The organism is Roseovarius sp. E0-M6 (assembly GCF_037083845.1).
Lineage (GTDB): Bacteria > Pseudomonadota > Alphaproteobacteria > Rhodobacterales > Rhodobacteraceae > Roseovarius.
Map to the genome: position 1 here is coordinate 163762 of NZ_JBAPLA010000006.1, position 24754 is coordinate 188515.

Below are 24754 nucleotides of genomic sequence, written 5' to 3' on the forward strand. Positions count from 1 at the left end.
ACTAAACCGGTCTTTGACCGTGCTGCCAAGTGGGTCAGTCGTCGTGCTCCATCTCGGGGCTCAGCGAGGTGACCAGACGGGTGTCAAGGAGCTGCCCCTCCCGGTAGAGGATCGGATAAGCGAGCGAAGCGATCTGGCTGTTCATATCCTTCAAGGCGTTGGCGGTCTCTAGGTGAATGTCGCTGCTGTCGAGGCTGATACCGCTTCCCAGACTCAAGCGCTTGAGATGCTTTTTACGGGTGCGCCGGTGAAGACGTGCCATCTCGTTCTTTTCTTCCAGAAGAAGCCGCGCGCTTTCGACATCACCCGAAATCAACACATTCGAGGCAAGCGCGAGGTTTTGCACAATGCGATCATGCATGGCCGTAAGCTCGTCGCGCCCGGTCCGGGACAGGCTCAGGGATTGCTCGGATTTGTCGGCGGCAAGCGCGGTCAGCCGTTTGACGATGATGTCACCCGCCGCTTCCAGGGCGATGGCGTATTCCATCAGGTCGCGCAGCTCTTTCTTGGCGGATTTGCTCATGTGATCATATGGTAATTCCGCGGCATAACGGCGGATATCATCAAGCGCCGTATTCAGGATGTCGTCCTTGGCGCGGATGGCGCGCATCTGTGACGACTCGAACTCGGAATAAAGCTCCATCACAGGCTCTGTCATTTCCTGAAGAACCTGCGTCATGCGCAGAGTCTCACGTCGCAGACACGCAAGCGCCTGCACCGGCGAGGCGAGCACCGTGTCGTCAAGCACCGAGCGGTGATGCATCGGCACGTCATCAAGCTGAGAGGGAGGGTCGGGGACAAGCCGACGCATCGGACCTTCGAGGCGAGCGCAGACCGGCAACATAAGAAGCAGCGCCGTATTGAACATGATGTGCAGCAGGATGAGCGTTTGCCCCGCGCTCATCTCGGGCATCCAGGTCATGATGTCGGTTCGGTTAACAATGACCACCGTAAGCAGGGCGAAACTTCCGCGCATGCCAAGATTGGCAAAGGGCAGACGGGTCGACACTGGTGGCAACCCCCGGCTTAGCCAGACCGGAATCAGCGCCGAGCCGAGATTGGCCCCCAGAACCAGCGAGATGCCGACATTGAGGGGCAGCGCGCCGATGCTCACGACTGTGACGCACATGAGAACGGTCGCGACCGAGGAATGCATCACAAAGGCGAGCGCGGCACCGGTCAGGAAGGCCGTAATGAAATCACGGGCGAGGTATTCCGAGATGGCCGGGAGGAAGGTGCTGTCACGGATTGGGTCCATGGTGTCACGCAAAAAGCGAAGCGATATGAGGATGAACGCGACGCCAAGGATCATCCGGCCCGCCTGTTTGTAGCTCCGGCGCGACGCTTTGAGAAAGAGAAAGCCACCCAAGGCGAGCAATATCGGCACAAGCCAGTCGAGTTTGAGCGAAAGAACCTGAATAAGCAGGGCAGAGCCAAGATCGGCCCCGAGGATCATCGCGAGCCCCGTACCGAAGGTCAGGCCGCCGGAGACGGCAAAGCCCGCCACGAGGAGCGCCACCGCGGCAGAGCTTTGGAGAATGATCGCCATGACCACACCTGCCCCTGCGGCGCCGAGGGGGTTGCGCGCAGTCGTCACGGTACGGCGGAACGAAGCGCCATAGGCGCGTTCGATCCCTGTCCGGACCATGCGCACCGCAAAAAGCAGGAGCATCGTCGCCCCGGCCAGTTGCGTAAGGAAACTCAGGATTGCCATATCAGTTCAAGCCTCAAGTCCTGCCCTTGCGGGCAACGACAAGTTCTATGTCCCAGTCGAGCATGCGCTTTTCAAACACCGGTTGCAGCGGTGCGTCGGTCACAAGAAGGTCGATCGCCGTTGGTGCGCAGGCCACCATTGGGGCGGTCTGTCCGAATTTTGTTTGGCCGACCACGACAAGATTGCGCCTTGCGTGTTTGGTGACGGCGCGCGCAAGCTCGGCCTCGGCGGCACCGGCGATGAGAAATCCGGAATCGGGATCGATTCCATCAACGCTCAGCACCGCCATATCTATGTTGAAACGTTCGACAAAGGCCATGGCTGATGTGCCGAATGTGCCGAGTTCGGCTTCTCTCAGCTCACCTCCGGCAAGCCAGACGGTATTGCCATTCCGGCGCACGAGCGATTGCGCGGCATAAAGCCCGTTGGTCACGACGGTCAGGTCGCGATGATCGCGCAGCGCTTCGGCCACGAATGCGGTGGTCGAGCCGACATCCAGAAAGATGCACGCCCCGTTCGGAATAAGGCCCGCGGCGGCGGCGGCGATGCGGGTTTTCTCGGCGGCATATTTTTCCAGACGTGAGCGCACCGGCGCACCAGCATCCGAATTTGCCAGATAGACACCTCCGTGGACACGGTGAACGCGCCCGCCCTTCGCCAGAGCCTTTACGGTGCGCCGGACCGTCTCTTCCGAGACGCCGAGCGCCTCCGCAAGGGCAGCGGTGCGCGCTGAGCCGCCCCAGCCGCGCAGCGTCTCGAGCAGTTCAACTTCGCGGTGGGTTGTGTGGGTGTCTGTGGTTTTCATAACGCAACCTGTTTTGCAGGAATACACGCTATAAAAAGGGGATTGTCCAGATGTGGTGACGTCTGCGTGAGGGATTTTATGTGATTTTGTGTGAAAAATAGATCAGTTTGTCGCTATGATGGCGATTCCAACCGCAACGATCAGCGCTGAGCCGATCCGGGGCGCGCGCGGCCCTTCTCCGAACCAGAAGACACCAATGAGCGCCGCGAAAATGACCGAAGTTTCCCGAAGCGCCGATACCATGCCGATGGGAGCGAGCGTTTTGGCATACAGCGCGAGAGCATAGGCCCCGCCGGATGTGAGGCCACCACAGAAGCCCAGCAGCAGCGTTTTTCGGGTAAGCGCCGCCACCCGCGCCCGTCGCGTGAAAAGCAGGTATCCCGCGACGGTGATTTCAAGGATGAAGAGCCAGCAGATATAGGACAAGGCGGCGTCGTCGATACGCACGCCGATGCCGTCCACGATGGAATAGGCCGCAACGCTTAGAGCGGTTGCAAGCCCTGCCAGAAGGCCGGGGAGGGGCGGCGGTGCGCCGAAGCGAGAGGGGCGGGCCAAAAGGAAAATTCCCGCTGAAATCGTGCAGATGCCGGCCCACGCCCAACCCGAAAGATACTCATTCGCCCAAACTTGCGCGCCTAGCGCGACCAGCAGGGGCCCCGCCCCGCGGGCCATCGGGTAGACAACGGAAAGATCGCCGAGCCTGTAGGCCAGGTTCAGCAAATAGTAGTAGCCCCAGTGGATCACGGTGGAGGCGACGAGATAGGGCCACGCTTCGACCGGTGGCAAGGGCAGCCAGAACGCCAATATCACCGCCGGAACCACATGACCCAGCGAGATGAGACCAAGGATGACAGCGCGATCCGCCGAGCCTTTGACCAGAGCATTCCAAAGCGAATGAAGGAAGGCTGCCGATAAAACGATAGCCAGAACGGGCGCCGTCACTTCTGTCTTCCTTGTCGAATGGCAGGAGAGAGTGATGGGATACGCATAAAACCACACAAATATCCACAATTTTCTTGAAACGACTCGGCGGAACGGTTTTGCTAAACTGCGATGGGGCATTGGGGGCAATCATGTGAGTGATCGGCGGAACATCCTGTTCGTTGTCATTGATCAGTTGCGGGCCGATTGCGTTGCTGGCGCGCTTTCGGGTGTGGCGGGCATGCGCAATCTTCGCGCGCTGAAGCGCGACGCTGTCAGTTTTGCACAGCATTACTCGGTGACGAGTCCCTGCGGCCCCTCGCGCGTGTCGCTTCTGACCGGGCAATATGCGATGAATCACCGCTCCGTCCGAAATGGGACACCACTGCGGCACGATCTGCCCAATCTTGCCACCGAGGCCCGCAAGGCCGGATATACCCCGCATCTTTATGGCTATACCGATGTTGCCGCCGATCCGCGCCTACATGATCCGGGCGACCCTCGGATGCACACTTACGAAGAGGTGCTGACCGGGTTCGAGCAGGCGGTGGAAATGCGGCTGGAAGAAAGCTGGCCTTGGCGCGCGCATCTGGCCGCCAAGGGGTATGACGTGCCGCCATATCCCGAGATTTTCCGGCCAAATGGCGAAACGCCGGACGCGCCCGCGCTCTACAGGGCCGAGGATAGCGACACGGCATTCCTGACCGATCGGGTGATCGAAGAGCTTCGGGTGCGTCCACCCGGTTGGTTCGCGCATGTGACCTATATCCGGCCACATCCGCCGCTGGTTGCGCCTGCGCCTTATAATACGGCCGTCAACCCCGCCGATGTACCCGCCCCGAAGCGCCCGCTTTCACTTGGGCGTGAAATGGCCGCGCATCCGTTTCACCGGCCCGCCATCGAGAGCCGGTCTGCCGCGTCCAACGTGATCGGCTTTCCCGAGCTTGAGGACGTCCCGGAAACCGTTGCGATGCTGCGCGCGCTCTATCTTGGGCTGGCGGTCGAGGTGGATCACCATATTGGCCGATTGTTCGAGTTTCTTAAGCAGACGGGGCAATACGACAACACGCTTATCGTGGTCACAGCCGATCACGGCGAGTTGCTGGGCGATCATCACCAATGGGGCAAGATGAGCTATCACGACGCCGCCTACCATGTTCCGCTGATCGTGCGCGATCCGGAGTGTCCGGCACAGTTCGGCCAAGTGATCGAGGAGATGACGGAATCCGTGGACGTGACCCCGACCATTCTGGACAGTATCGGTCAATCCATACCCGATACGATGGATGGTCAAAGCCTCAGGCCGTTTCTTGAAGGGCGCGCGCCCGCATCATGGCGCAATCACAGCTTTTCGGAGCTGGATTTTGGTAACCCGCTCGAGCCGACGGCATGGCAGCGGGCGCTTCATCTTGATGTCGACGATGCCAACCTTGCCGTTTTGCGCGACAAAGAGCACGCCCTTGTGCATTTCAACGGGGGGCTGCCACCGCTCCTGATCCGGCGCGACCAAGACGGGGACGGCCCGGACATCTCGGGCACACCGGAGGGCGACAAGATTCTTCTGGCAATGTCGCGAACAATGTTGAACCATCGGATGCGCCATGCCGAGGGGCGGTTTGCCCATACGGTGGTCACTTCCGAGGGTGTCAAAAGAGGGCCCGACCTGCCGGATTCAGGGGCCCGGAATGGCCCAAATAGCACCGTGGCGTCATCCGCACGTCATGAACGCGGTGCATATGGCTGAGAGGTATCGCATGACAGTGCGGGTCGGCCTGCGACAGAAAAAGGGGGGTGAGGGACATATATTTAGACGGTTTGCTTCGATCTGGCATCATAGCCTCGAAGCGGTTGGACATATTCACTTAAGCGGGGATGCGCATACCATGCGACCCGCAGTCGACACAAAGGGGCGAAGAGACCCCGACCTAAAACAGACTGACAAACGACAGGAGAGGACATGAGAAGAATATTATTGTCAGGCGTGGCCATGGCTGCGCTGCCAATGGCGGCCTATGCAAATTGCCCCGCCATCACACTGAGCGACATGCAAGGCGTGTCGGGCGGTGCGTATCCACAGCAATTCGAACTGAGCGTGTTTCAGGACGCCGCAGGCTGCGAGATGGAATTCAAGACGAATCCCGACATCGAAAGCCTGAACAGCAAGATCAAGGGCAACGGGGATCTTCCCGCGCTTGCCGAACGACTGCCCGCTGAACCGCTTGTCGTGGTGCCCTATGACAGCATCGGCCAATATGGCGGCACTCTGGACGTGCTTTCGAACGCGACAGAGGCCGGCACGTCGGATTTCCTGTCCGTGCGTCACGTCAACTTCGTACGGTATTCGGACGATCTTCAGACCATCGTTCCAAATGTCGCGAAGTCGTGGGAGTGGAACGATGATTTCACGCAGCTGACGCTTAAACTGCGCGAGGGGCATAAATGGTCGGATGGCACGCCGTTCACCAGCGCCGATGTGAGGTTTTGGCACGATAACCTGATGCTGGACGCCAACATCTTCGAAAAACCCAAGGACTACGTTACCGTGGGTGGTGAGACGATGACGGTTGATACGCCGGACGATACCACGGTGATCTTCAACCTGCCCGCGCCCAAGCCGGGGCTGCTTGCGTTTTTCGCGACGCACTACTCACAGCCGTTCCAGCCCAAGCACTTTCTTGGCAAGTTCCACCCCGACCTGAGCGACGATGCCGACAGCTATGCGCAAAGCCTCGGGTTCGAGAACGGGTATGACGCGATCAAGGCCTATTATGGCAACTCGGACTGGACGGACACGCCCACGCCGATGCTGTCGAAGCCGGACCTTGTGGAAGGTTTGCCAAAGGCGACCTATCCGACGCTGGAAAGCCACATCTATGTGTCCGACACAACCGAGGGCCGTCATCTCGTGGCGAACCCTTATTTCTTCCAAGTTGATCCCACGGGCCAACAGCTGCCTTACATCAGCGAACAGGACGAGGTCTATATCAACGACAATGAGGTGCGTATCCTCAAGCTCGTGAACAACGAGGTGGATTACAAATCGCAGTCCCTGCAATTGGAATCCGCGCCCATCCTTCTCGAGAACCAGGACAAGGCCGGATATAACATTCAGCTCAGGCCCGAGATCACGATGAGCGCCTTCGGCTTCAATGTGACCCATGAAGACCCGGAAAAGCGCAAAGTCTTTGGCGATGTGAAGTTCCGCGAAGCGATGTCTTTGGCCATCAACCGCGAGGAACTGAACGAGACCGGCTTCTTCGGTCAGGGCACGCCCAAGCAGTATGTCGGGTTCTCGCCTCTGCCCAAGTTCGCTGACCCGGCTTGGGAAAGCTACATGGCCGAGTATGATCCGGAAGGTGCCAACGCGCGGCTGGATGAGCTGGGCCTTGAGGATGTGGACGGTGACGGACTGCGCGAATTGCCCAATGGCGAGAAGCTGGTTCTGAACCTCAACTACTCGACCCAAGGGGTTGCAGGCCAGACCGTGGAACTGGTGTCTCAGTTCTGGCGCGAAGTCGGAATCGACTCGGTGGTCAAGGAAGTAACGCCGGATGAATACCGTTCGGCACAATCTTCGAACAACCTCGACGTCAGCATGTGGCGCAAGGGGCAGCCAATGGCGATCGTCCTTGGTAACAACGAGCTGTGGGTGCCTCCTTTCGAGAACTATTTCGGTAACCGCAGCGGCATGCTCTGGGCCGAGTGGGTCGATAGCGCAGGTGCCGCCGGTGTCGAGCCGCCGGAGGATGTGAAGACGTTGATCGATGACATCACGGCCTTCCAGTCCGCGGATCAGGAAAGCGAAGAATTCGCGGAACTGGGCCGCAGCATGATCAAGAAGATGGTGGAAAACCTCTTTTTCATCGGGACTGTGAATGCACCCGCGCCGATCTTCCATTCGGACCGCGTTCAGAACTTCACCGACTTCAAGACGCACTCGTATGAGTATTACCGGACCTACCCCTACCGCGCGACGCAGTGGTGGCTGGACGAGTAATCGTATCGTCGATTGACAAGGGCAACGGGCGACCAAGATCGCCCGTTGCCACCCATAAAAACAAAATGGATGGCCTCGTAGCTGTCCACGGGACGAACAGGGAAATGCGATGCTGAATTTCAGCCGCTTCGTGGTGACGCGGGCCATCATGGCCATGATCACACTCATTATTGTCTCATTGGTGGTCTTTTCGCTGATGGAGCTGGTGCCGGGCGACTGTGCCGAACGGTATCTGGCCTTCAAGAACACCCAAGGGTCGGGCATCTCGGTTGAGGATATTGAAACCGAGCGCAAGCGTCTGGGCCTTGATCAGCCATTCCTTCAGCGTTGGGGTCTCTGGATCGTGAACGCGTTTCAGGGGGAATTCGGCGATAGCTGTATTCTCCGGGTGAACATCGCCCAGCTCTTGGGCTCAAAATTCTGGGTGAGCCTTGGTATTTGTCTGGCGTCTCTCACGCTGGCCTATGCGATCGCCATTCCCGTGGGCATCATCTCGGTCGCCACAAACAATCCCTATCTGAACAACGGGTTGCGCCTGTTCAGCTATCTGGGTCTTGCGATGCCCAACTTCCTTTTGGCGCTGATGATTATGCTGTTTTCAACCGTCTGGTTCGGAGAAACGCTGACCGGATTGTTCAGCAAGGAGTATCGGGACGCACCTTGGGATTGGGATAAGTTCGTCGATCTGCTCAAGCATGCGTGGCTTCCGATTTTCATCCTCGGCTGGTCTGCTACGGCCTTCGCGCTTCAGACCGTTCGCGCGCTCATGTCCGACGAGATCGGAAAGCTATACGTGACCGCGGCGGCGGCGCGTGGCGTGCATGGGCGCAAGCTTCTGTGGCGTTACCCTGCGCGGCATGCGCTTGGGCCGATCGTCAACAGCCTTGGCTTCGATCTTAATCGCATTTTCAACGAATTGCCGATTGTCGCGCTTATTTTGACATTGACCGAGGCAGGGGCGCTTCTGATCGAGGCGCTGGCGCGGTCGAACGATCAACAGTTGGCCGGGGCGATCATTTTCCTGCTGACCGCGTCCATCGTGACCCTCAATTTCCTGACGGACGTTTTGCTCGCGGTGATCGACCCGCGCGTCCGCAAGAGCATTATAAGGTGAGCGGCCATGAGTAATACACCCAATCCTCTCGACCCGAACCTTGCCGAAACCACCGGCCCGCATGTGTCGATCGTGGAAACCGAGGACGCGGTCGAACGGCGTGCCAAAGAGGCATATTTCACCGCCTCTCAGTCACAGCTTATCTGGGCGCGCTTCAAGAAACAGCGCGCGGCGATGATCGCGGCTATCGTTCTGCTGGTGCTTGTCCTGTCGGGGCTTTTCGCGCCGTTTCTGTCGCCCTATGACCCGACCATCGCGGGCCGCGACAAGGACTATACCAACGGCGCGCCGCAATTCCCTCAGTTCTGCGACGACAACGGCTGTTCGGTGCGTCCGTTCATTCATGCGGTCGAGCGCGAGCGATCAATGGCCACGAATTTCCGCTGGATCACCACGGTCAACGAGGACAAGCGCCACTACATGCGCTTTTTCGTAGAGGGTGACGATTATCGCCTGTTCGGGTTCATCCACATGGACACGCATCTTTTCGGCGTGGAGGATGCGAAGATCCACCTTTTCGGCACCGATGAGGACGGGCAGGATATTTTCAGTCGAACACTGCATGCGATCTGGACATCAATGAAAGTGGGCACGATCGGCGTCTTCATCGCCTTCGTGCTGGCACTGATCATCGGCGGGGTCTCGGGCTATTACGGAGGCTGGATTGACGGGGTGATCCAGATGATCACCGACGCAGTGCGAACGGTGCCCGCGATACCTTTGTTCATGGCGGTGGCTGCTTTCATGCCGCCGGAAATGACTGCCGAATCGAGGTTTTTCTACATATCACTCATACTGGGCTTCATCGGATGGCCCACCTTGGCGCGGCGGGTGCGGACCCATTTGTTGACTGAACGAAATCAGGAATACATTCTTGCGGCGCAGCTTTGTGGTGCAAAGCCCGGCCATGTCATCCGCAAGCATCTTCTGCCCAGTTTCACCAGTTACATCATCGTCGATCTGGTCATCTCGTTTCCCTATATGGTCCTGAGCGAGACGGCTCTGAGCTTTATCGGGCTTGGCCTCAAAGACCCGGTCAGCAGCCTTGGCGTAATGCTTCAGAAGGCCACGAGCGCCGACGTCCTTCTGAACTACCAATGGTATTTCATCCCGGTGATCTTCTTTATCGCGCTGGTGATGGCCTTCGTTTTCGTCGGTGACGGGCTGCGTGATGCCGCCGACCCCTATTCGGACAATAACAAATGACTGCGCTGATCGACGTTGAGAACCTGACCCTTCAGTTCAGGACCGATGAGGGCCTTGTGACGGCCGTGGACAACGTGAGCTTTTCCGTCGGGAAAGGCGAGGTGATGGGCCTTGTCGGGGAAAGCGGTTCGGGCAAGTCGGTGACAGCCAAGTCGCTGATGCATCTCAATGCCAAGAACGCCGTTTATAGCCCCGAAAGCAAGATCACGCTGCACACCGAAGACGGCCCCGTGGACGTGCTTTCGCTCAGGCGGCCCGGCGAACTCAAGGTTGTGCGGGGCGGTGCGATCTCGATGATCTTTCAGGAGCCGATGGCGAGTTTCGCGCCGGCGGTGAGCATCGGCAAACAGATGGTCGAGCAGTTGCAGCTTCATTCCGATATGTCCAAGGCCAAGGCCAAGGAGGTGTCGATCGAGATGTTGGACCGGGTCGGTATCTCGGACGCGAGCAGCCGTTTCAAACAATATGCCTTTGAATTGTCAGGCGGCATGCGGCAGCGCGCCATGATCGCGATGGCGCTGAGCACGAGGCCCAAGCTACTGATCGCGGACGAGCCGACGACGGCGCTTGATGTGACGATCCAGGCTCAGGTGCTCGACCTTATGAAGGATCTTGTGGATGAATTCCACATGGGGATCATTTTCATCACCCATGATCTGGGCGTCGTGGCCCAGACCGCCGACAAGGTCGCTGTGATGTATCTGGGCCAGCTGGTCGAGGAGGGGCCCGTCCGGCCCGTTATCCGCGACGCCAAGCATCCGTACACGCAGGGCCTACTTGCGGCATTGCCGAAACTGGACGAGCTTGATGCCTCGCTCACCCCGGTGCCGGGCGACATCCCTTCGCCCCTCGAACGACCGCCGGGATGCGTGTTTCATACGCGGTGCCCGAAATACCTGGGTGACGTGTGCCGAGAGAAAGATCCCCGGAAGCTCGAGGCCGAGCCGGGCCATGCGGTCGCCTGCCATATCTATACCGGAGAAGGATCATGAGCGAGACACCCCTGATCACAACACGGGGCCTTTCGGTGGGGTTCAACATCGGTGGCTCGATCTTTGGCAAGCGTATCCTGAAGGCGGTCGACAAGGTCAATCTCGATATCCCGCTCGGGTCGTTCTATGGCATTGTCGGCGAAAGCGGATCGGGCAAGACGACACTGGGCCGCGCGCTTCTCAAGGCGGTGCCGATCACTGGCGGCGAAGCGCGATATGACGATGGCGAGGTGTCCTACGATCTTACCACCCTCGATGGGTCCGAACTCAAGGATTACCGCAAACGCGCGCAGCTTATCTTTCAGGATCCCTATGCCGCGCTCAGCCCGCGGATGACTGTGCGCGACATCATCGCCGAACCACTTGAGGTGATGGGCCTGACCAAGGGGCGCGAGGAAACAGACAAGCGCGTGCGCGAGATCGCCGCCAAGTGCCGGCTCAATCTTGAGCATCTGCGCCGCTTCCCGCATGCGTTTTCCGGCGGCCAGAGACAGCGTATTTCCATCGCCCGCGCTTTGGTCTCGGGCCCGAAGTTTATCGTTGCGGATGAAAGTGTTGCGGCACTCGATGTGTCCATTCAGGCGGATGTTCTCAACCTTCTGAAAGAGCTTCAGAGCGATCTGGGCATCACCTTCATGTTCATCAGTCACGACCTGAGCGTGGTGGCCCATACCTGTGATCATGTGGCGGTGATGTATCTTGGGCGGTTGGTCGAAACCGCGCCGACCCGCGCGATTTTCGAGGCCCCCCGACATCCCTATACCAAGGCTCTTTTCTCAGCGATTCCGTCGCTTGACCCTGATGAAAGAGGTGGTGCCCAGAAGCTTGAAGGTGAAATCCCGTCACCGACCAATCAGCCCTCGGGATGCAAGTTTCATACCCGTTGTCCGCATGTTGTGGATCATTGTCGCAAGGTGGAGCCGACGCTTGAAAACGCGGGCTCAGAACATGAGGTCGCGTGTCACCGGTGGAAAGAATTGCTGGCGGCTATGCCTGCTTGAGGCCCAAGCGTTTGGGTGGTTGTGACCAGAAAGAAGCGAGGCCCCTTGGCTGGGGTCATGGCCGAAATGTAGGCGCGCCATAGAACCAAGACCCAACTTCGGTATTCACGTCGGCATTCGCGTCGGTATCACGTCGGTGCGTCTGAACGCCGCGTAAACCTCTCCGCAACCATTGCGGAGAGGCAAAAAGACGCGGTGCGACGGATCAGATCGCCGCTTCAAAAAGCCGGCGAAGGGTATCACGCGTGAGGGGGATCGGATTGCCGCCACAGGACGGATCGTCGAGCGCCATGGTCACCAGATCGTCCAACCGGTTTTCCGCGACGCCCATTTCGCTCAACTTGCGGGGGATGCCGAAACTGTCGTTGAAATCCTGCACGAAGGTGCGGAACCCGTCAAAGCCGCCGGGCACCCCGATATAAGAGCCTGCCCGGTCAAACCGGTCCGCGATGGCGGGGGCGTTGAGGTCGAGCACGGCGGGCATGCACACGGCATTCGTCGTGCCGTGATGCGTGTTGAAGACCGCGCCGATGGGATGGCTCATCGCGTGGATCGCACCCAGCCCCTTTTGAAAGGCGGTGGCGCCCATGGCGGCCGCGCTCATCATGTTGGCGCGCGCCTCGATATCGGTGCCGTCGGCATAGGCGCGGGGCAGGTTCTCGATCACCAGCCGCATCCCTTCGAGGGCGATGCCTTGGCTCATCGGGTGATAATGCGGCGAGGAAAACGCCTCGACGCAATGGGCGAAGGCATCAAGACCGGTGCCCGCGGTGATGAATTTCGGCATACCGACCGTCAGTTCAGGATCACAGATCACCACCGAGGGTAGAACCTTTGGGTGGAAGATGATCTTTTTCACATGGGTTTCGGAATTGGTGATGACGCTGGCGCGGCCCACTTCCGATCCGGTGCCGGCGGTGGTCGGCACGGCCACGATGGGCGCGATCGCGTCCGCATCGGCGCGGGTCCACCAATCGCCCACATCCTCGAAATCCCAGACGGGGCGCGTTTGACCGACCATGAAGGCCACCATCTTGCCGAGGTCGAGCCCCGAGCCGCCGCCGAAAGCGATCACGCCATCATGACCGCCCGCCTTGTAGGCGGCGACGCCGGCGTCGAGATTGGTCTCGTTGGGGTTTGGGTCCACCTCGGAGAACATGGCGCGGCCAAGCCCGGCGGCGTCCATGATATCGCGTGTTTGTGCGGTCACGGGAAGGTCGGCAAGGCCCTTGTCGGTGACCAGAAGCGGGTTCGTGATCCCGGCCTGTGCGCAGGCCTCGGGCAGTTCGTTGATCCGGCCAGCGCCGAATTTGATCGCGGTCGGGTAGGACCAGTTTCCAACAAGGCTCATGATGTTACCTTTTTCAGATGGTAGGATTTCGGGCGGGTGAGGTTGTGATAGCCGATAACCGAAAGGCCGCCGCCGCGCCCCGTGTCCTTGCACCCTGTCCAGCAGAGGCCGGGATCGAGGTAATCGGCGCGGTTCATGAAGACGGTGCCGGTTTCGATCCGGTCGCCCAAGCGGGCGGCGCGGTCGATGTCGGAGGTCCAGAGCGAAGCGGTGAGGCCGAACCGGCTATCATTCATGAGGCGCACGGCCTCGTCATCGTCGCTGACTGGCATGATGCCCACGACCGGGCCAAAGCTTTCGTCGCGCATCACGCGCATGTCGTGGGTGACATTGGTGAGGATCTGGGGCGTGAGATAGGCCGCGCCGTCATCGGCGGGCATCTTTTCGATATGCGCGGTGGCGCCATCGGTAAGTGCCTCGTCGATCTGGGCGCGGACCTCTTGTGCGAACCGCACATGCGCCATCGGGCCGATCGTGGTTTCGGGATCAAGAGGATTGCCCAGCGTGTAGCCGCGCACGATGGCCACGGCCTTTTCAACGAAGCTCTCGAACAGGCTTTCGTGGACATAGATGCGCTCGATTCCGCAGCAGCATTGGCCCGAGTTGAACATGGCACCGTCGATCAGGGTGTCGACCGCTGCGTCGAGGTCTGCGTCGTCCATGACATAGCCCGGATCCTTGCCGCCGAGTTCGGTGCTGACCGGGGTGAACGTGCCCGCCGCGGCGCGCTCCATCGCTTGCCCGCCGCCGACCGATCCGGTGAAGTTCACGAAATCGAAGGCCCGATCCGCGATCAGGTCTGACGTGGTGTCATGATCCAGAAAGACGTTTTGAAACACGTCCTCGGGCACGCCTGCGTCATGAAACGCGCGCGCCATGCGTTCGCCCACCAGAAGCGTCTGGGTCGCGTGTTTCAGCATCACCGCGTTCCCGGCGATAAGTGCGGGCGCCACCGTGTTGATCGCGGTCATATAGGGATAGTTCCACGGGGCCACGACGAACACGACCCCATGGGGCACGCGCCGGATATAGCGTTTGAAACTGGCGTCTTCGCCCACCATGATATCGGCGAGGCTGTCTTCGGCAATGCTCGCCATGTGGCTGGCACGTTCATTGAAGCCGCCGAATTCGCCGCCATAGCGAACGGGGCGGCCCATCATATGCGCGAGTTCGGGAACAATCTCGTCGTTCATGGCGCCCACGGCGGCGACCCCGGCCATGACCATCCGCACGCGGTCTTCAAGGGGGCGCGCGGCCCAGTTGGCCTGTGCCTTGCGGGCACGGGTGACGGCGTTGGCGGCGGTCTCCGGGGACAGGGTTTCGCGGGTGGCGAACACCGAGCCGTCGATCGGTGAGATACATCTAAGTGTGGTCATGATGCGTCTTTTATCTTTCCAAAAATACTCTCGCCGAAGGCGTCATGCCCGCTCGAATCCGCGGGCGATTTCGTAATCGGTGACGACGCGGTCAAAATCCTCGATCTCGACTTCGGCGGCGCGGGTGTAGTGGTCGATCACATCATCCCCCATCGCCGCACGCAGCATCGCCGAGCCGCGCAGCGTGTCGCGCGCATCGCGCAGATTGGACGGGATCAGCCCGGTGTCGCCCGCATAGGCATCGCCAGAGAAGGCGGGGGCAAGATCGAGCCCGTCCTCGATTCCGGTAATCCCGGCGGCCAGTTGCGCGGCCATGGCAAGGTAGGGGTTGATGTCGGAGCCGCCGATCCGGCATTCGACCCGGATGCCCTTGGTGCCGTCGCCGCAAAGGCGGAAGCCGGCGGTGCGGTTGTCCACCGACCAGATGATGCGCGTGGGGGCGAAGCTGCCTTTCTGGAACCGCTTGTAGCTGTTGATGTAGGGGGCCAGAAAATAGGTATAGTCGGGTGCGTATTTCAGCAGTCCGGCCATGTAATTCTTCATCAGGCCGGACATGCCAAGGTCATCATCGGCGTCGAAGAAGGCGGGTTTGCCGTCTTTCCAGAGCGATTGGTGCACGTGGCTCGAACTTCCGACCTTGTCGTGGTGCCATTTGGGCAGGAAGCTTGCGGCGTGGCCTTGCTGCCATGCGATCTCCTTGACCGCGTGCTTGGCGATGGTGTGATAGTCGGCGGTGTCGAGGGCAGGGGCGTATTTGATGTTGAGTTCTTCCTGCCCGGTCTCGGCCTCCCCCTTGGAGTTCTCGACGGGCACGCCCGCAGTCCACAGGTGGTTTCGGATCGGGCGCATGATATGCTCTTCCTTCGTGGTCTGAAGGATCGCGTAATCTTCGTTATAGCCCGAGATCGGCTCGAGATCGCGAAACTTGTCGCGGCGGATCTGATCGAAACTTTTCTCGAAAAGGAAGAACTCGAGTTCGGTCGCCATCATCGCGTCAAAGCCCATCGCCTTGAGGCGTGAGAGTTGTTTCTTGAGGATCGACCGGGGGCTGTGGGAAATCTCTTGGTGGGTGTGATGATCCAATACATCGCAGAGGACCATCGCGGTCCCGTCCAGCCATGGCATGAGGCGCAGGGTCGAAAGGTCGGGTTTCATCACGTAATCGCCATAGCCGCGCTCCCATGAGGTCGCGGCATAGCCGTCGGGTGTTTCCATTTCCAGATCGGTGGCCAGAAGGTAATTGCAGCAATGGGTTTCGTCATAGGCGCCGTTGACGAAATGGCCGGCGTGGAACCGCTTGCCCATGAGGCGGCCCTGCATATCCACGAGACAGACCAACACGGTGTCGATCGTGCCGTCCGACACCATTGTTTTGAGATCATCGAAGCTGAGGGGTCCGGTCATGTTCGTGTGTTCCATCGTTTTAAAGTGGTGGAAGGCCCCGGCGGGGCCTTCCGGTTGGTAAGGGTCGCGGCCTGCTCAGGTCACGCCATAGCGATACGGGCGGCCCGCCTCGCGCATGGTCTTGTTGTAGTCCTTGAAGATCTGCACAACCTTCGCCTTGGTTTCGGACTCGGCTGCGATTTCATCCCAGAAGACTTCCGCCGCTTGCTCGACCTTTTCCCATTCGGCGTCTGGGATCGTGGTGAGTTCCAGCTTCGTGCCCTCGGTGCGCAGGCGCGCCTCGCCGCCCCAATACCAGTGTTGACGGTAATAGTGCGACTGCTCGCAGCAGACCTTGAACAGGGTCTTGAGGTCTTCGGGGAGTTCATCCCAGCGGCCCTGATTCGCAAAGAAGTGGCCGATCCACGCCCCCGAGATGTTGTTGGTGAGGAAGTAGTTGGTCACATCCGCCCAGCCGACGGTGTAATCCTCGGTGATGCCCGACCACGCGATGCCGTCAAGCTCGCCCGTTTGAACGGCGACTTCGATGTCCTCCCACGGGAGGGAGACCGGCACGACGCCGAACTGCGACAGGAAGCGGCCCGCCGTGGGGAAGGTGAAGACGCGCTTGCCTTCGAGGTCGGCAAGGCTGCGGATCGGATCCTTGGTCGCGAAGTGACAGGGATCCCATGAGCCTGCGCTAATGTGTTGAACGCCGACCTTGGCGTATTCCTCTTTCCAGATCTCATCGAGCCCGTAATCGTTGAAGAGCACCGGAACATCGAGCGAGTAGCGACAGCCGAAGGGGAAGTAGCCGCCGAACACGGTGACTTCGGTGGGCGAGGCCATGGAATCGTCATCCGATTGCACGGCGTCGATGGTGCCGCGCTGCATCGCGCGGAAAAGCTCGCCCGTGGGCACCAGCTGATCGGCGTAGTAAAGCTCGATCTGCATGCGGTCACCGGCGATCTTGTTGAACATGTCGATGGCGGGTTTCGCCACATGTTCGGCCAGCGCGGCGCCGGCATAGGTCTGCATGCGCCATGTGATGGTGGATTGCGCGATCGCGGGCGTGGCCAGCGGTGCGGCCATCGCGCCGACACCGGCGGTTTGAAGGAACTTGCGTCTTGTGGTCATGGACTTCTCTCCTTTGTTGAATGATGACCCCCTGATCGGGGTTCTTGGTGGTTATTTTCCGTAGATGTAATCGGGCAGCCAGAGGGCGATCTGTGGAAAGATCATCACCAGCGACAGCGCGGCGACCATCACGAAGACGAAGGGGATGATCGACACGTAGATGTCGCGCAGCCCGATTTCAGGCGGCGCCATGGCGCGCATGAGAAAGAGGTTATAGCCAAAGGGGGGCGTCATATAGGCGATCTGCGTCGTGATGGTATAAAGCACACCATACCAGATGAGATCGAACCCCAGTTCGTCCACCAGCGGCACGTAAAGCGGCGCGACGATCACCAGCATGGCGGTGTCGTCAAGGAAGGTGCCCATCACGATGAAGCTGAGTTGCATGAGGATGAGGATCGCCCACGGCCCGAGGCCCAACTGCGTGGTGAATAGATCCTCGATCGCCTTGACCGCACCGAGCCCGTCAAAGATCGCGCCGAAACCAAGTGCGGCGAGGATGATCCACATGAACATGCAGGAAATGGCCAGCGTGTTGCGCACCGAATTCTCGAACACATCGCGCGTCATGCGCCCCTTGAGGATCGCGGCGAGAAAGGCGGTCATCGCGCCGATGGCCGAGCTTTCCACCAGTGAGGTCCATCCCTTGACGAAAGGCACCATCATGGCGGCGAAGATGATAAGCGGCAGCAGCCCCGCGCGCAGCAGGCGCAGCTTCTCGGCGGTGGAAATGTCGCGCTCTTCTTTCGGGAGGGCGGGGCCAAGTTCGGGCTGCATCCGGCAGCGCACATAGATGTAGATGATGAAAAGTGTGGCCATCAGCAGGCCGGGAATAACACCGGCGAGCCAGAGTTGCCCCACCGGCTGACGGGCGATCATCGCATAGAGCACCAACACCACCGAGGGCGGCACGAGGATGCCAAGGGACGATCCAGCCTGAATGACACCGGTGACCATGATCTTGTCATAACCTCGGCGCAGAAGCTCCGGCAGGGCGATGGTGGCGCCGATGGCCATGCCCGCGACCGACAGCCCGTTCATTGCCGAAATCAGGACCATGAGGCCGATCGTTCCGATGGCAAGCCCGCCTTTGACCGGCCCCATCCAGACGTGGAACATCTTGTAGAGGTCATCCGCGATGCGCGATTCCGACAGGACATACCCCATGAAGATGAACATCGGCAGGGTCAGCAGCGGATACCATTTCATCAGCTTCATCGCCGCGGTGAAGGGCACGTCGACACCGCCCGTCCCCCAGAGCAGAAGCCCGGCCACCGCGCCAACAAAGCCGATCGCACCGAACACGCGCTGACCGGTGAGAAGCATCAGCATCATCGAGCTGAACATCAGGATGGCGATCATTTCGTAGGGCATCAGATTTCCATCCCGCGCAGGCGCGCGATATCGCGGAAAAGCTCCGCGAGACATTGCAGAAGCATGAGAAAGACCCCGATGCAGAGAACGGTTTTGACGGGCCAAATGAAGGGTCGCCACGCGGTCGAGCTGCGCTCCATGTAGCCCAGCATATCACCTGCGGCCGCGGGCCCTTCGGTCACGAGCGTGATCAGAAGATCCCAGAAGAACGAAAACGGCTCGGTGCCGAAATAGCCCAGGGAATAAGCCGTGGAGCCAACGGCCCCATAAAGCAGCACGCCGAGATAGAACATCAGGAAGAAGACGGTAAAGGCGTCCATCCACGCCTTTTGCCGGGTGCTCCAGCCGCCGTAAAAAAGGTCCATCCGCACATTCGAGCCAAGCTGAATCGAATAAGGCCCGCCAAGGACGTAATAGGCGACCATGATGAATTGCGCGGATTCGAGCGTCCAGAGTGAAGGCAGGAAGAATGTCTTGGAGATCGACGACCAGAGCAGGACAGCGATAAGACCGAAGATCAGATACATCGTGACGCGACCGATAAAGCGATTCATCGCGTCGATACCCCGAATATAAGCAAGAACGGGACTAGGCATGAGGCCCCCCCGGCGTCACGAGTTTAAGCCGCGCGAGCGCGGGCCGGAGCAGGGCGAGAATGTCCTGGGTCATGGCCTCTTCCTCGGCGCGTGTGCGCAGCAGGTCATTGCGGATTTCGATCATCACGTTGGGCATGTCATGCCCGATCCCGTGCAGTTTGAGCGAATGGGTGACGCCATCTTCGGGGCCGTAGGGGGCGTTCCGTTCGATCCGGCGGTGGGGAAGCTGTGTGGCACAGTTCAGCATGGCATCGGCGAGGCGCGTGTCGTCATCGTGCAGGATGCCGATCTCGACCGCGCGGGGGGCGTCGTGAAAAACCGGGGTGAAACTGTGGACCGTCACCAGCGCGGCGGGAAGTTTCCGGGCCTTGCGGCGGGCGATCACCTCGCCCGCGGCATCGCAGAAAGGGGTATAGACGGCGTCGATGCGGCGTTGCCGATCGGGGCCGGTCAGGTCGCTGTTGCCGGGGATGGAAATCTTTTCGGATTGCGCAGGCATCGCGCTGGGTGCCGTGGGGGGGCGATTGCAGTCATAGATCAGCCGCGAGACGGTCGAGGCGATCAGCGGCGCGTCAAGCGCCCGCGAGAGACCAAGCGCCACGGCCCGTGCGCCCGGATCCCAGGCGGCGTGGCTTTCGCGGTCTTCGGCGCTCAGGCCAAGGGTGCCGAACGCGTCGGGAAACCGGTTCGAGGCATGCTCACAGAGAATCACCACGGGACCGGCGCCGTCTTCATTCACGCGCTCAACCGCCTGCATTTCCACGCTGTCACCGGTTTTGGATGTCACTGGGGTCCCCTTGTCTGAAAAAATGTTTCCACAAGTGGGTGTCTGTGTCAATATATTCACAACATGAAGGGAGGGCTTGCCGCACATGCCCGAGAATGACCAGAGCGTTCGTGACCTGATCCGCAGTGCATATGACGGGTTGACCCCGTCGGAGCGCAAGTTCGCCAATGCGCTTTTGCAGGATTATCCGGGGGCTGGGCTGGCCTCGATCACCGAGGTGGCGGCGAATGCGGATGTCTCGACGCCCACCGTGGCGCGGATGGTTCAGAAGCTGGGCTTCAAAGGGTTTCCGCAATTTCACAAGGCATTGCTCAGAGAGTTGCAGGCCAAGGTTTCGGGGCCTACTCAGCGCCGTGCCGCATGGGCCACGGAGGCGCCTGAAACGCATCTGCTCAACCGGTTCTCACAGGCGGTGACCCACAACCTCGCCCAAAGCTTTTCGCATCTCGACAGCCAGAGCTTTGACGCCTCGGTCGCGCTTATGGCGCGCGAGACCGGGCAGCTTTACGTGGTCGGCGGACGGATCACGCGGAGCCTTGCCGATTATGCCTTCACGCATTTTCAGGCAATTCGTCCGGGGGTGGTTCACATGACCTCCTCGACGGCGACATGGCCGCATTACGTGCTCGACATGGGGGAAGGGGACACGCTTCTCATCTTTGATATCCGCAGATACGAATCGAACCTGCTCCGGCTGGCCGAGCTTGCCTCGGAGCGGGGGGTGAAGGTTGTGCTGATCACGGATCAGTGGACCTCACCGGTGGCGCGCGTGGCCGATCATGCCTTCACCTGCTGGGTGGAAATTCCGTCAGGCTGGGACAGCAATATCGCGACGATGATGCTTCTGGAAGCGATGATCGCGGCGGTACAGGAGGCCCGCTGGCCGGACGCGCGCGACCGCTACGAGGAACTGGACCGGATATTCGATCAGACACGCCTTTTCCGAAAACCCGGTGGAAGCTGAATCTAAAGGGGTTCACCTTTAGCCTGAGGTTTCAGCGACAGGCCAAGCGCGTGCAACGGCTGGACGATGTTCTGTATGTCGCAAAGCTCTGTGAGGCAGGTTTTGCGCGACACACTTCACCCCCGCAGATCGAGAATGTCCCCGATCCCGGCCCGTTCGGTGCGAAAGCGGTTGGCGGGGTGGGATGTGTCAGCGTAACCAAAGGATATGGCACAGAGCACGAGGCGGGTTTCGGGCAGGCCGAAATGGGCGCGGATGAAATTCGGATAGGCCGCGACTGAGGCTTGTGCAATCGTGCCCAGACCATGGGCCTCGGCGGCCAGCAGGAAGGTCATGAGAAACCCGCCGCAATCCAGCGCGCCATAGGGCCCGAGCGCGGCCTCGGAATGCAGTATCGCAACGTGCGGCGCGTCAAACAGTGCAAAGTTGCGGGCCGATTGCGCGGCGCGGCCTGCCCGATCGGCCCGCGCGATGCCCACAGCCTCGTAAAGCTGATAGCCACAGGTGCGCCGCCGGTCGCCATGAACGCCGGGATAGGAGTCGGGCCAAGGCAGGTCCGGCGCGGGCGGTCCGGCCTTGACGGCATCCTGCAAGCCGGTGCGAAACCTGTCGGTTTCGGGGCCTTGCGTGATCAGCGCCTGCCACGGCTGAGCGTTGCACCACGAGGGCGCGCGCCCTGCCATGCGGATCACGTCGCGGATCGTGTCCACGGGCACCTGATCGGGGAGGAAGGCGCGACAACTATGGCGTGCGGCAAGGAGGCTGTTCAGGGTGTCGGCTGTGTCTGTCATTGGGTGATCGCCACACCATAGCCGACAGCCCCGGCCACAAGCAGACCGAGGATGACAGCGATGGTGATCTTGATGGCCGACCAAGGGCGTTCACCCTGCACCCGGCCCGTGCGCCCGTTGACAACGAACCGATAGGTTTCGCCGCGGTATTTATACGCGGCAAGCCATACCGGTAGCAGGATATGCTTGAACGTGACGTCGCGCAGGTCCGTGTCGATACGGTGAATGCGTTGCCGGTCACCGCCGATGTCGAATTTCACATCGCGGGCGATGACGCGGTCCATATGTCCGCGTGCTTCGTCGAAGCCCGCCTCGAGCGGGACGGTATACCCTTCGGCGCGAAACCCGGCGAGGTATTCGGGCCTGTAGGGTTCAAGAGCGGCCAGATCCCAAGGTTCCAGCGCGTCGGTGTAGCGTTTGGGCAGTGAGGTCGAGGCCAGAACGAGCACGTCATCGAAGAACCGCGCCACGCGCCCCGAGACATTGCGCCAGCGTATCTTGGCCACGCGGACGCGCTCACGCTTACCATTGCGGGTGACGGTGCGGGTTTCGTAATAAACCGTCCCGCGCTCACCTGCATACCGTGACTTGGTGTCGGCGTCGAAGGTCCAGTACGGGACATAGATACCCTGCATTTTGCGCCCCTTGCGCGCATATTCCTGAAGTCCGCCCGGCGCGAACCACAGGCGGCCCAGCCATTCGGTCATCGCGCGCCGCGCCTCCCGCTCCTCAAGCGCGAAGGGCAGGAGGCCGCGCGGCTTGATGTGGCGGTGCGTGCCGGTCCCGGTTACGACAGGGGTGGCGCAAAACGGGCATTCCGCGGCGTGGGTGTCGGCATCGAATTCAACCTGCGCGCCGCAATTGGGGCAGGCGAGGACGCGGGTTTCCTCGATCTCCTGCTCGGGGAGACGATCCTCGAGTGCTGTGCGGAAATCCAGTTCGCGGATGGCGCGGGCGGGAGGCGGTGTTTCGATCACGCTCGTGTTGCCGCAATGGTCGCATTTCAACTGATCCTGGCCTGGATCGAACCGGAAATCCGCCCCGCAATTGTCACAGGGAAACCGGTGTTGGGCGGGAGGAGCGGAGGTGTCGGGCGGGGTCATGGGGCGGCACCGGCGGTGTTATGTGTTATTTTCCAGACAGGCGCAGACGCAGGGCAAGGTGGTTTTTTGCGCGCGCTCAGGGGCGGTTCAGTCGGCAGGTGGCGGGGGCGGAAGCACAGTGAAAAGCTGAGCGAGTTCCTGCACTTGTCCCGCGCGCATCCATCCGTCCTGACCGGGGGTCCAGACATGGGTGTCACGCGTGAGGCCGCCTTCCTGCGCCATGCGGCCCATGTCGGCCTTGGAGAAGGGGCCGCGCGTCTCGCCCTTCTCGGCGATGTGCCAGACATGTTCGACCGGTTGCGGCGGGGGAGCGGCCGTGGCAGGCGCGGGCCGCGCACCCCAAGGGGACGAGCCGCCCATCTGTTGCGCCATGGCAAGGCCCATGCCAGCGCCCATGCCTGCCGCCATGCCGCCGCCTGCGGGGTTCTGGGCGGCCTCGGTCATGGCTTCGGCGGCGGAGTATTGCGTGAACCGCCCGAGATCACCCACGACACCCATCGACGTGCGCTTGTCGAGCGCCTTTTCGACGGCCGGCGGCAGCGAGATGTTCTCGATATAAAGTTCGGGGATTGTCAGGCCGTATTCGGCGATGGTGGCGGAAATGGCCTCGGCCACCAGCTTGCCCAGATCGGCGGTGTTGGCGGCCATGTCGAGCACCGGGATGCCCGAGGACGCGATGGCGCGGGAAAACTCCTGCACGATGATGTTGCGGATCTGGTAGCTGATTTCGTCCATCGTGAATTCGCCGTCCGTGCCGACGATTTCCAACAGGAACCTTGCGGGGTCTGAGACGCGGACGGAGTAGGTGCCATAGGCGCGCAGGCGGGTGGGGCCGAATTCGGGATCGCGCAGCATGATCGGGTTCTTGGTGCCCCATTTCAGATCGTTGAACCGCGTCGTGTTGACGAAATAGATTTCGGATTTGAAAGGTGATTGAAAGCCGTGATCCCAGTGCTGAAGCGTGGTCATCACCGGCATGTTGTTGGTTTCGAGCATGTAGAGGCCGGGTGTGAACACATCAGCGAGCTGTCCTTCGTGGACAAAAACCGCCGCCTGCCCTTCGCGCACCGTGAGCTTGGCGCCATACTTGATCTCGTGGCCTTCACGCTCGAAGCGCCAGACCATCGTGTCGCGCGTGTCGTCGGTCCAGTGGATGACATCGATGAATTCGCCGGTAAGAAAATCGAAAATGCCCATATGGGGTCTCCTGTGATCTAAATTGCACCCTCTTGCGCGGCAATGAGCCGGCGCAGGATGGGGCGGGCCTCGTCCGGGGTCATGCCGGGGGTGAGGCGGGGATTGTATAGCAGGTTGAGCAGCTTCTCGTCATGGCTGGTCAGAAGCGCGAATTCGTCGTCATCGTTGAAGATCGAGGGCCGGGCGCGCGGGCTGTCATTGGCGAGGCCAAGGCCTTGGGCCACCTCTTCGTGGACACAGCTACGGCGCATGAGTTCGGTATGCTCGGCGCGCACGAAGGCTATGGCGCGGGTATAGCTGGCCACGTCGCCGTCACGTCCGAAGGCGGTGACGAGGCAATGGATCGAGCGCGGCAGGTTCCCCACGAGTGAGAGGGTCGCCGTGTTCACGTTGGGAGATACGGCGCGCAGCATCGCCTGTGCTTCGGCCCCGTCATCTGAGGTCATGAAGAAGACATGGAAATTCGGCACCCTGTCGGACATGGAAATCGGATGGCCGGTGACCTGTGCAAGCCGGGACGCGTAGCGCGCGACCATCGCTGTGTCGGTGCTGCGCTGCTGTTCGGAAACGGTGGTTCCAAAGGCCACCGAAAGACGCACAGGGCTCGGCCATTTTCGCAGAACACCGGGTTGGTTGGGCGCGCGCTTCGCACCGGCACCCACCGCGTGTTCGTCATAAAACACGATCCGCTCGAAGTTCCGCAAAAGATCCTCGTCGGAATAGTAGGTGTCGGGACCGCCGCCATCGGTGCGCAGAAGACCTTGGGCGACGAGGTGCTGTTCGAGCCGGGCATACCGTCGGGTGAGCGCGCGGCTTTGAGCAGAGGGCTCGTGATCGACAACTTGAGTGTCCGGGACAAGACCGTCAGGGCGCGCGTGTGGCGTCACCTCCGGGCGTTCGGCCAAGGGGGCGCAGGCGGCGACGGCGGCTAGGGCCACTGTCGCC

At 60.6% G+C, this 24754-nt stretch carries 21 protein-coding genes; 7 read left to right on the forward strand and 14 right to left on the reverse strand.

The genetic code is table 11. The features are described 5' to 3' along the window. Positions 1-34: 34 nt before the first annotated feature. The 3 genes from V8359_RS14935 to V8359_RS14945 form a co-directional block, all read right to left on the reverse strand. Complete coding sequence (locus V8359_RS14935) at positions 35-1714, reverse strand: Na/Pi cotransporter family protein (protein ID WP_336429837.1); 1680 nt, start codon at positions 1712-1714, stop codon at positions 35-37. A 13-nt stretch (positions 1715-1727) separates the two neighbouring features. Then, positions 1728-2519, reverse strand: a complete 792-nt coding sequence (locus tag V8359_RS14940; RefSeq protein ID WP_336429838.1) for a DeoR/GlpR family DNA-binding transcription regulator — start codon at positions 2517-2519, stop codon at positions 1728-1730. A gap of 102 nt (positions 2520-2621) precedes the next feature. Further along, positions 2622-3461, reverse strand: a complete 840-nt coding sequence (locus V8359_RS14945; RefSeq protein ID WP_336429839.1) for a DMT family transporter — start codon at positions 3459-3461, stop codon at positions 2622-2624. Positions 3462-3594: 133 nt separating this feature from the next. Here V8359_RS14945 and V8359_RS14950 point away from each other — a divergent pair, with 133 nt between their 5' ends. The 6 genes from V8359_RS14950 to V8359_RS14975 all read left to right on the forward strand — a co-directional run bounded on the left by V8359_RS14950 (position 3595) and on the right by V8359_RS14975 (position 11750). Then, positions 3595-5184, forward strand: a complete 1590-nt coding sequence (locus V8359_RS14950) for a sulfatase-like hydrolase/transferase (RefSeq protein WP_336429840.1) — start codon at positions 3595-3597, stop codon at positions 5182-5184. Positions 5185-5397: 213 nt separating this feature from the next. Beyond that, positions 5398-7437: an ABC transporter substrate-binding protein gene (locus V8359_RS14955; RefSeq protein WP_336429842.1), complete on the forward strand. Its 2040-nt coding sequence runs from the start codon at positions 5398-5400 to the stop codon at positions 7435-7437. A gap of 109 nt (positions 7438-7546) precedes the next feature. Then, on the forward strand, positions 7547-8551 hold the full coding sequence (locus V8359_RS14960) for an ABC transporter permease (RefSeq protein WP_336429843.1): 1005 nt from the start codon (positions 7547-7549) through the stop codon (positions 8549-8551). 6 nt (positions 8552-8557) lie between these two features. Continuing rightward, positions 8558-9757 (forward strand): ABC transporter permease, encoded by a 1200-nt coding sequence (locus tag V8359_RS14965; RefSeq protein ID WP_336429844.1) that lies wholly within the window; start codon positions 8558-8560, stop codon positions 9755-9757. Further along, positions 9754-10749 (forward strand): ABC transporter ATP-binding protein, encoded by a 996-nt coding sequence (locus V8359_RS14970; protein WP_336429845.1) that lies wholly within the window; start codon positions 9754-9756, stop codon positions 10747-10749. Before V8359_RS14965 ends, V8359_RS14970 begins: the two co-directional genes overlap by 4 nt. After that, positions 10746-11750, forward strand: coding sequence for an ABC transporter ATP-binding protein (locus tag V8359_RS14975; protein ID WP_336429846.1), 1005 nt, complete (start codon positions 10746-10748; stop codon positions 11748-11750). Before V8359_RS14970 ends, V8359_RS14975 begins: the two co-directional genes overlap by 4 nt. A gap of 205 nt (positions 11751-11955) precedes the next feature. On the opposite strand, the gene V8359_RS14980 is transcribed toward V8359_RS14975, so the two are convergent. The 7 genes from V8359_RS14980 to V8359_RS15010 form a co-directional block, all read right to left on the reverse strand. Next, the gene (locus tag V8359_RS14980) at positions 11956-13101 is read right to left on the reverse strand and encodes an iron-containing alcohol dehydrogenase (protein WP_336429847.1); all 1146 of its coding nucleotides are present in this window, start codon (positions 13099-13101) and stop codon (positions 11956-11958) included. Then, positions 13098-14477, reverse strand: a complete 1380-nt coding sequence (locus tag V8359_RS14985) for an aldehyde dehydrogenase family protein (RefSeq protein WP_442970386.1) — start codon at positions 14475-14477, stop codon at positions 13098-13100. The genes V8359_RS14980 and V8359_RS14985 overlap by 4 nt, the downstream gene beginning before the upstream one ends. A gap of 42 nt (positions 14478-14519) precedes the next feature. After that, entirely contained in the window at positions 14520-15881 is a 1362-nt protein-coding gene (locus tag V8359_RS14990) for a glutamine synthetase family protein (protein ID WP_336429848.1), read from the reverse strand. 75 nt (positions 15882-15956) lie between these two features. Continuing rightward, positions 15957-16997 (reverse strand): TRAP transporter substrate-binding protein, encoded by a 1041-nt coding sequence (locus tag V8359_RS14995; RefSeq protein ID WP_336429849.1) that lies wholly within the window; start codon positions 16995-16997, stop codon positions 15957-15959. A 51-nt stretch (positions 16998-17048) separates the two neighbouring features. Further along, the gene (locus V8359_RS15000; RefSeq protein WP_336429850.1) at positions 17049-18371 is read right to left on the reverse strand and encodes a TRAP transporter large permease; all 1323 of its coding nucleotides are present in this window, start codon (positions 18369-18371) and stop codon (positions 17049-17051) included. Then, positions 18371-18967 carry a TRAP transporter small permease subunit gene (locus tag V8359_RS15005; RefSeq protein WP_336429852.1) on the reverse strand — a complete coding sequence of 199 codons (597 nt, stop codon included), beginning with the start codon at positions 18965-18967 and terminating at the stop codon, positions 18371-18373. The genes V8359_RS15000 and V8359_RS15005 overlap by 1 nt, the downstream gene beginning before the upstream one ends. Further along, positions 18960-19724, reverse strand: coding sequence for an N-formylglutamate amidohydrolase (locus V8359_RS15010; RefSeq protein WP_336429937.1), 765 nt, complete (start codon positions 19722-19724; stop codon positions 18960-18962). The genes V8359_RS15005 and V8359_RS15010 overlap by 8 nt, the downstream gene beginning before the upstream one ends. 115 nt (positions 19725-19839) lie before the next feature. On the opposite strand from V8359_RS15010, the gene V8359_RS15015 reads away from it, so the two are divergent. Further along, positions 19840-20718 carry a MurR/RpiR family transcriptional regulator gene (locus tag V8359_RS15015; protein WP_336429854.1) on the forward strand — a complete coding sequence of 293 codons (879 nt, stop codon included), beginning with the start codon at positions 19840-19842 and terminating at the stop codon, positions 20716-20718. A 116-nt stretch (positions 20719-20834) separates the two neighbouring features. On the opposite strand, the gene V8359_RS15020 is transcribed toward V8359_RS15015, so the two are convergent. From V8359_RS15020 to V8359_RS15035, 4 genes are all read right to left on the reverse strand, one after another. Beyond that, the gene (locus V8359_RS15020) at positions 20835-21509 is read right to left on the reverse strand and encodes a nitroreductase (RefSeq protein ID WP_336429855.1); all 675 of its coding nucleotides are present in this window, start codon (positions 21507-21509) and stop codon (positions 20835-20837) included. Next, the gene (locus tag V8359_RS15025; protein WP_336429857.1) at positions 21506-22612 is read right to left on the reverse strand and encodes a primosomal protein N' (replication factor Y) - superfamily II helicase; all 1107 of its coding nucleotides are present in this window, start codon (positions 22610-22612) and stop codon (positions 21506-21508) included. The genes V8359_RS15020 and V8359_RS15025 overlap by 4 nt, the downstream gene beginning before the upstream one ends. An 87-nt stretch (positions 22613-22699) precedes the next feature. Next, positions 22700-23809 (reverse strand): SPFH domain-containing protein, encoded by a 1110-nt coding sequence (locus V8359_RS15030; RefSeq protein WP_336429859.1) that lies wholly within the window; start codon positions 23807-23809, stop codon positions 22700-22702. A 17-nt stretch (positions 23810-23826) separates the two neighbouring features. After that, the gene (locus V8359_RS15035; RefSeq protein WP_336429860.1) at positions 23827-24747 is read right to left on the reverse strand and encodes a DUF2927 domain-containing protein; all 921 of its coding nucleotides are present in this window, start codon (positions 24745-24747) and stop codon (positions 23827-23829) included. Positions 24748-24754: the final 7 nt, after the last annotated feature.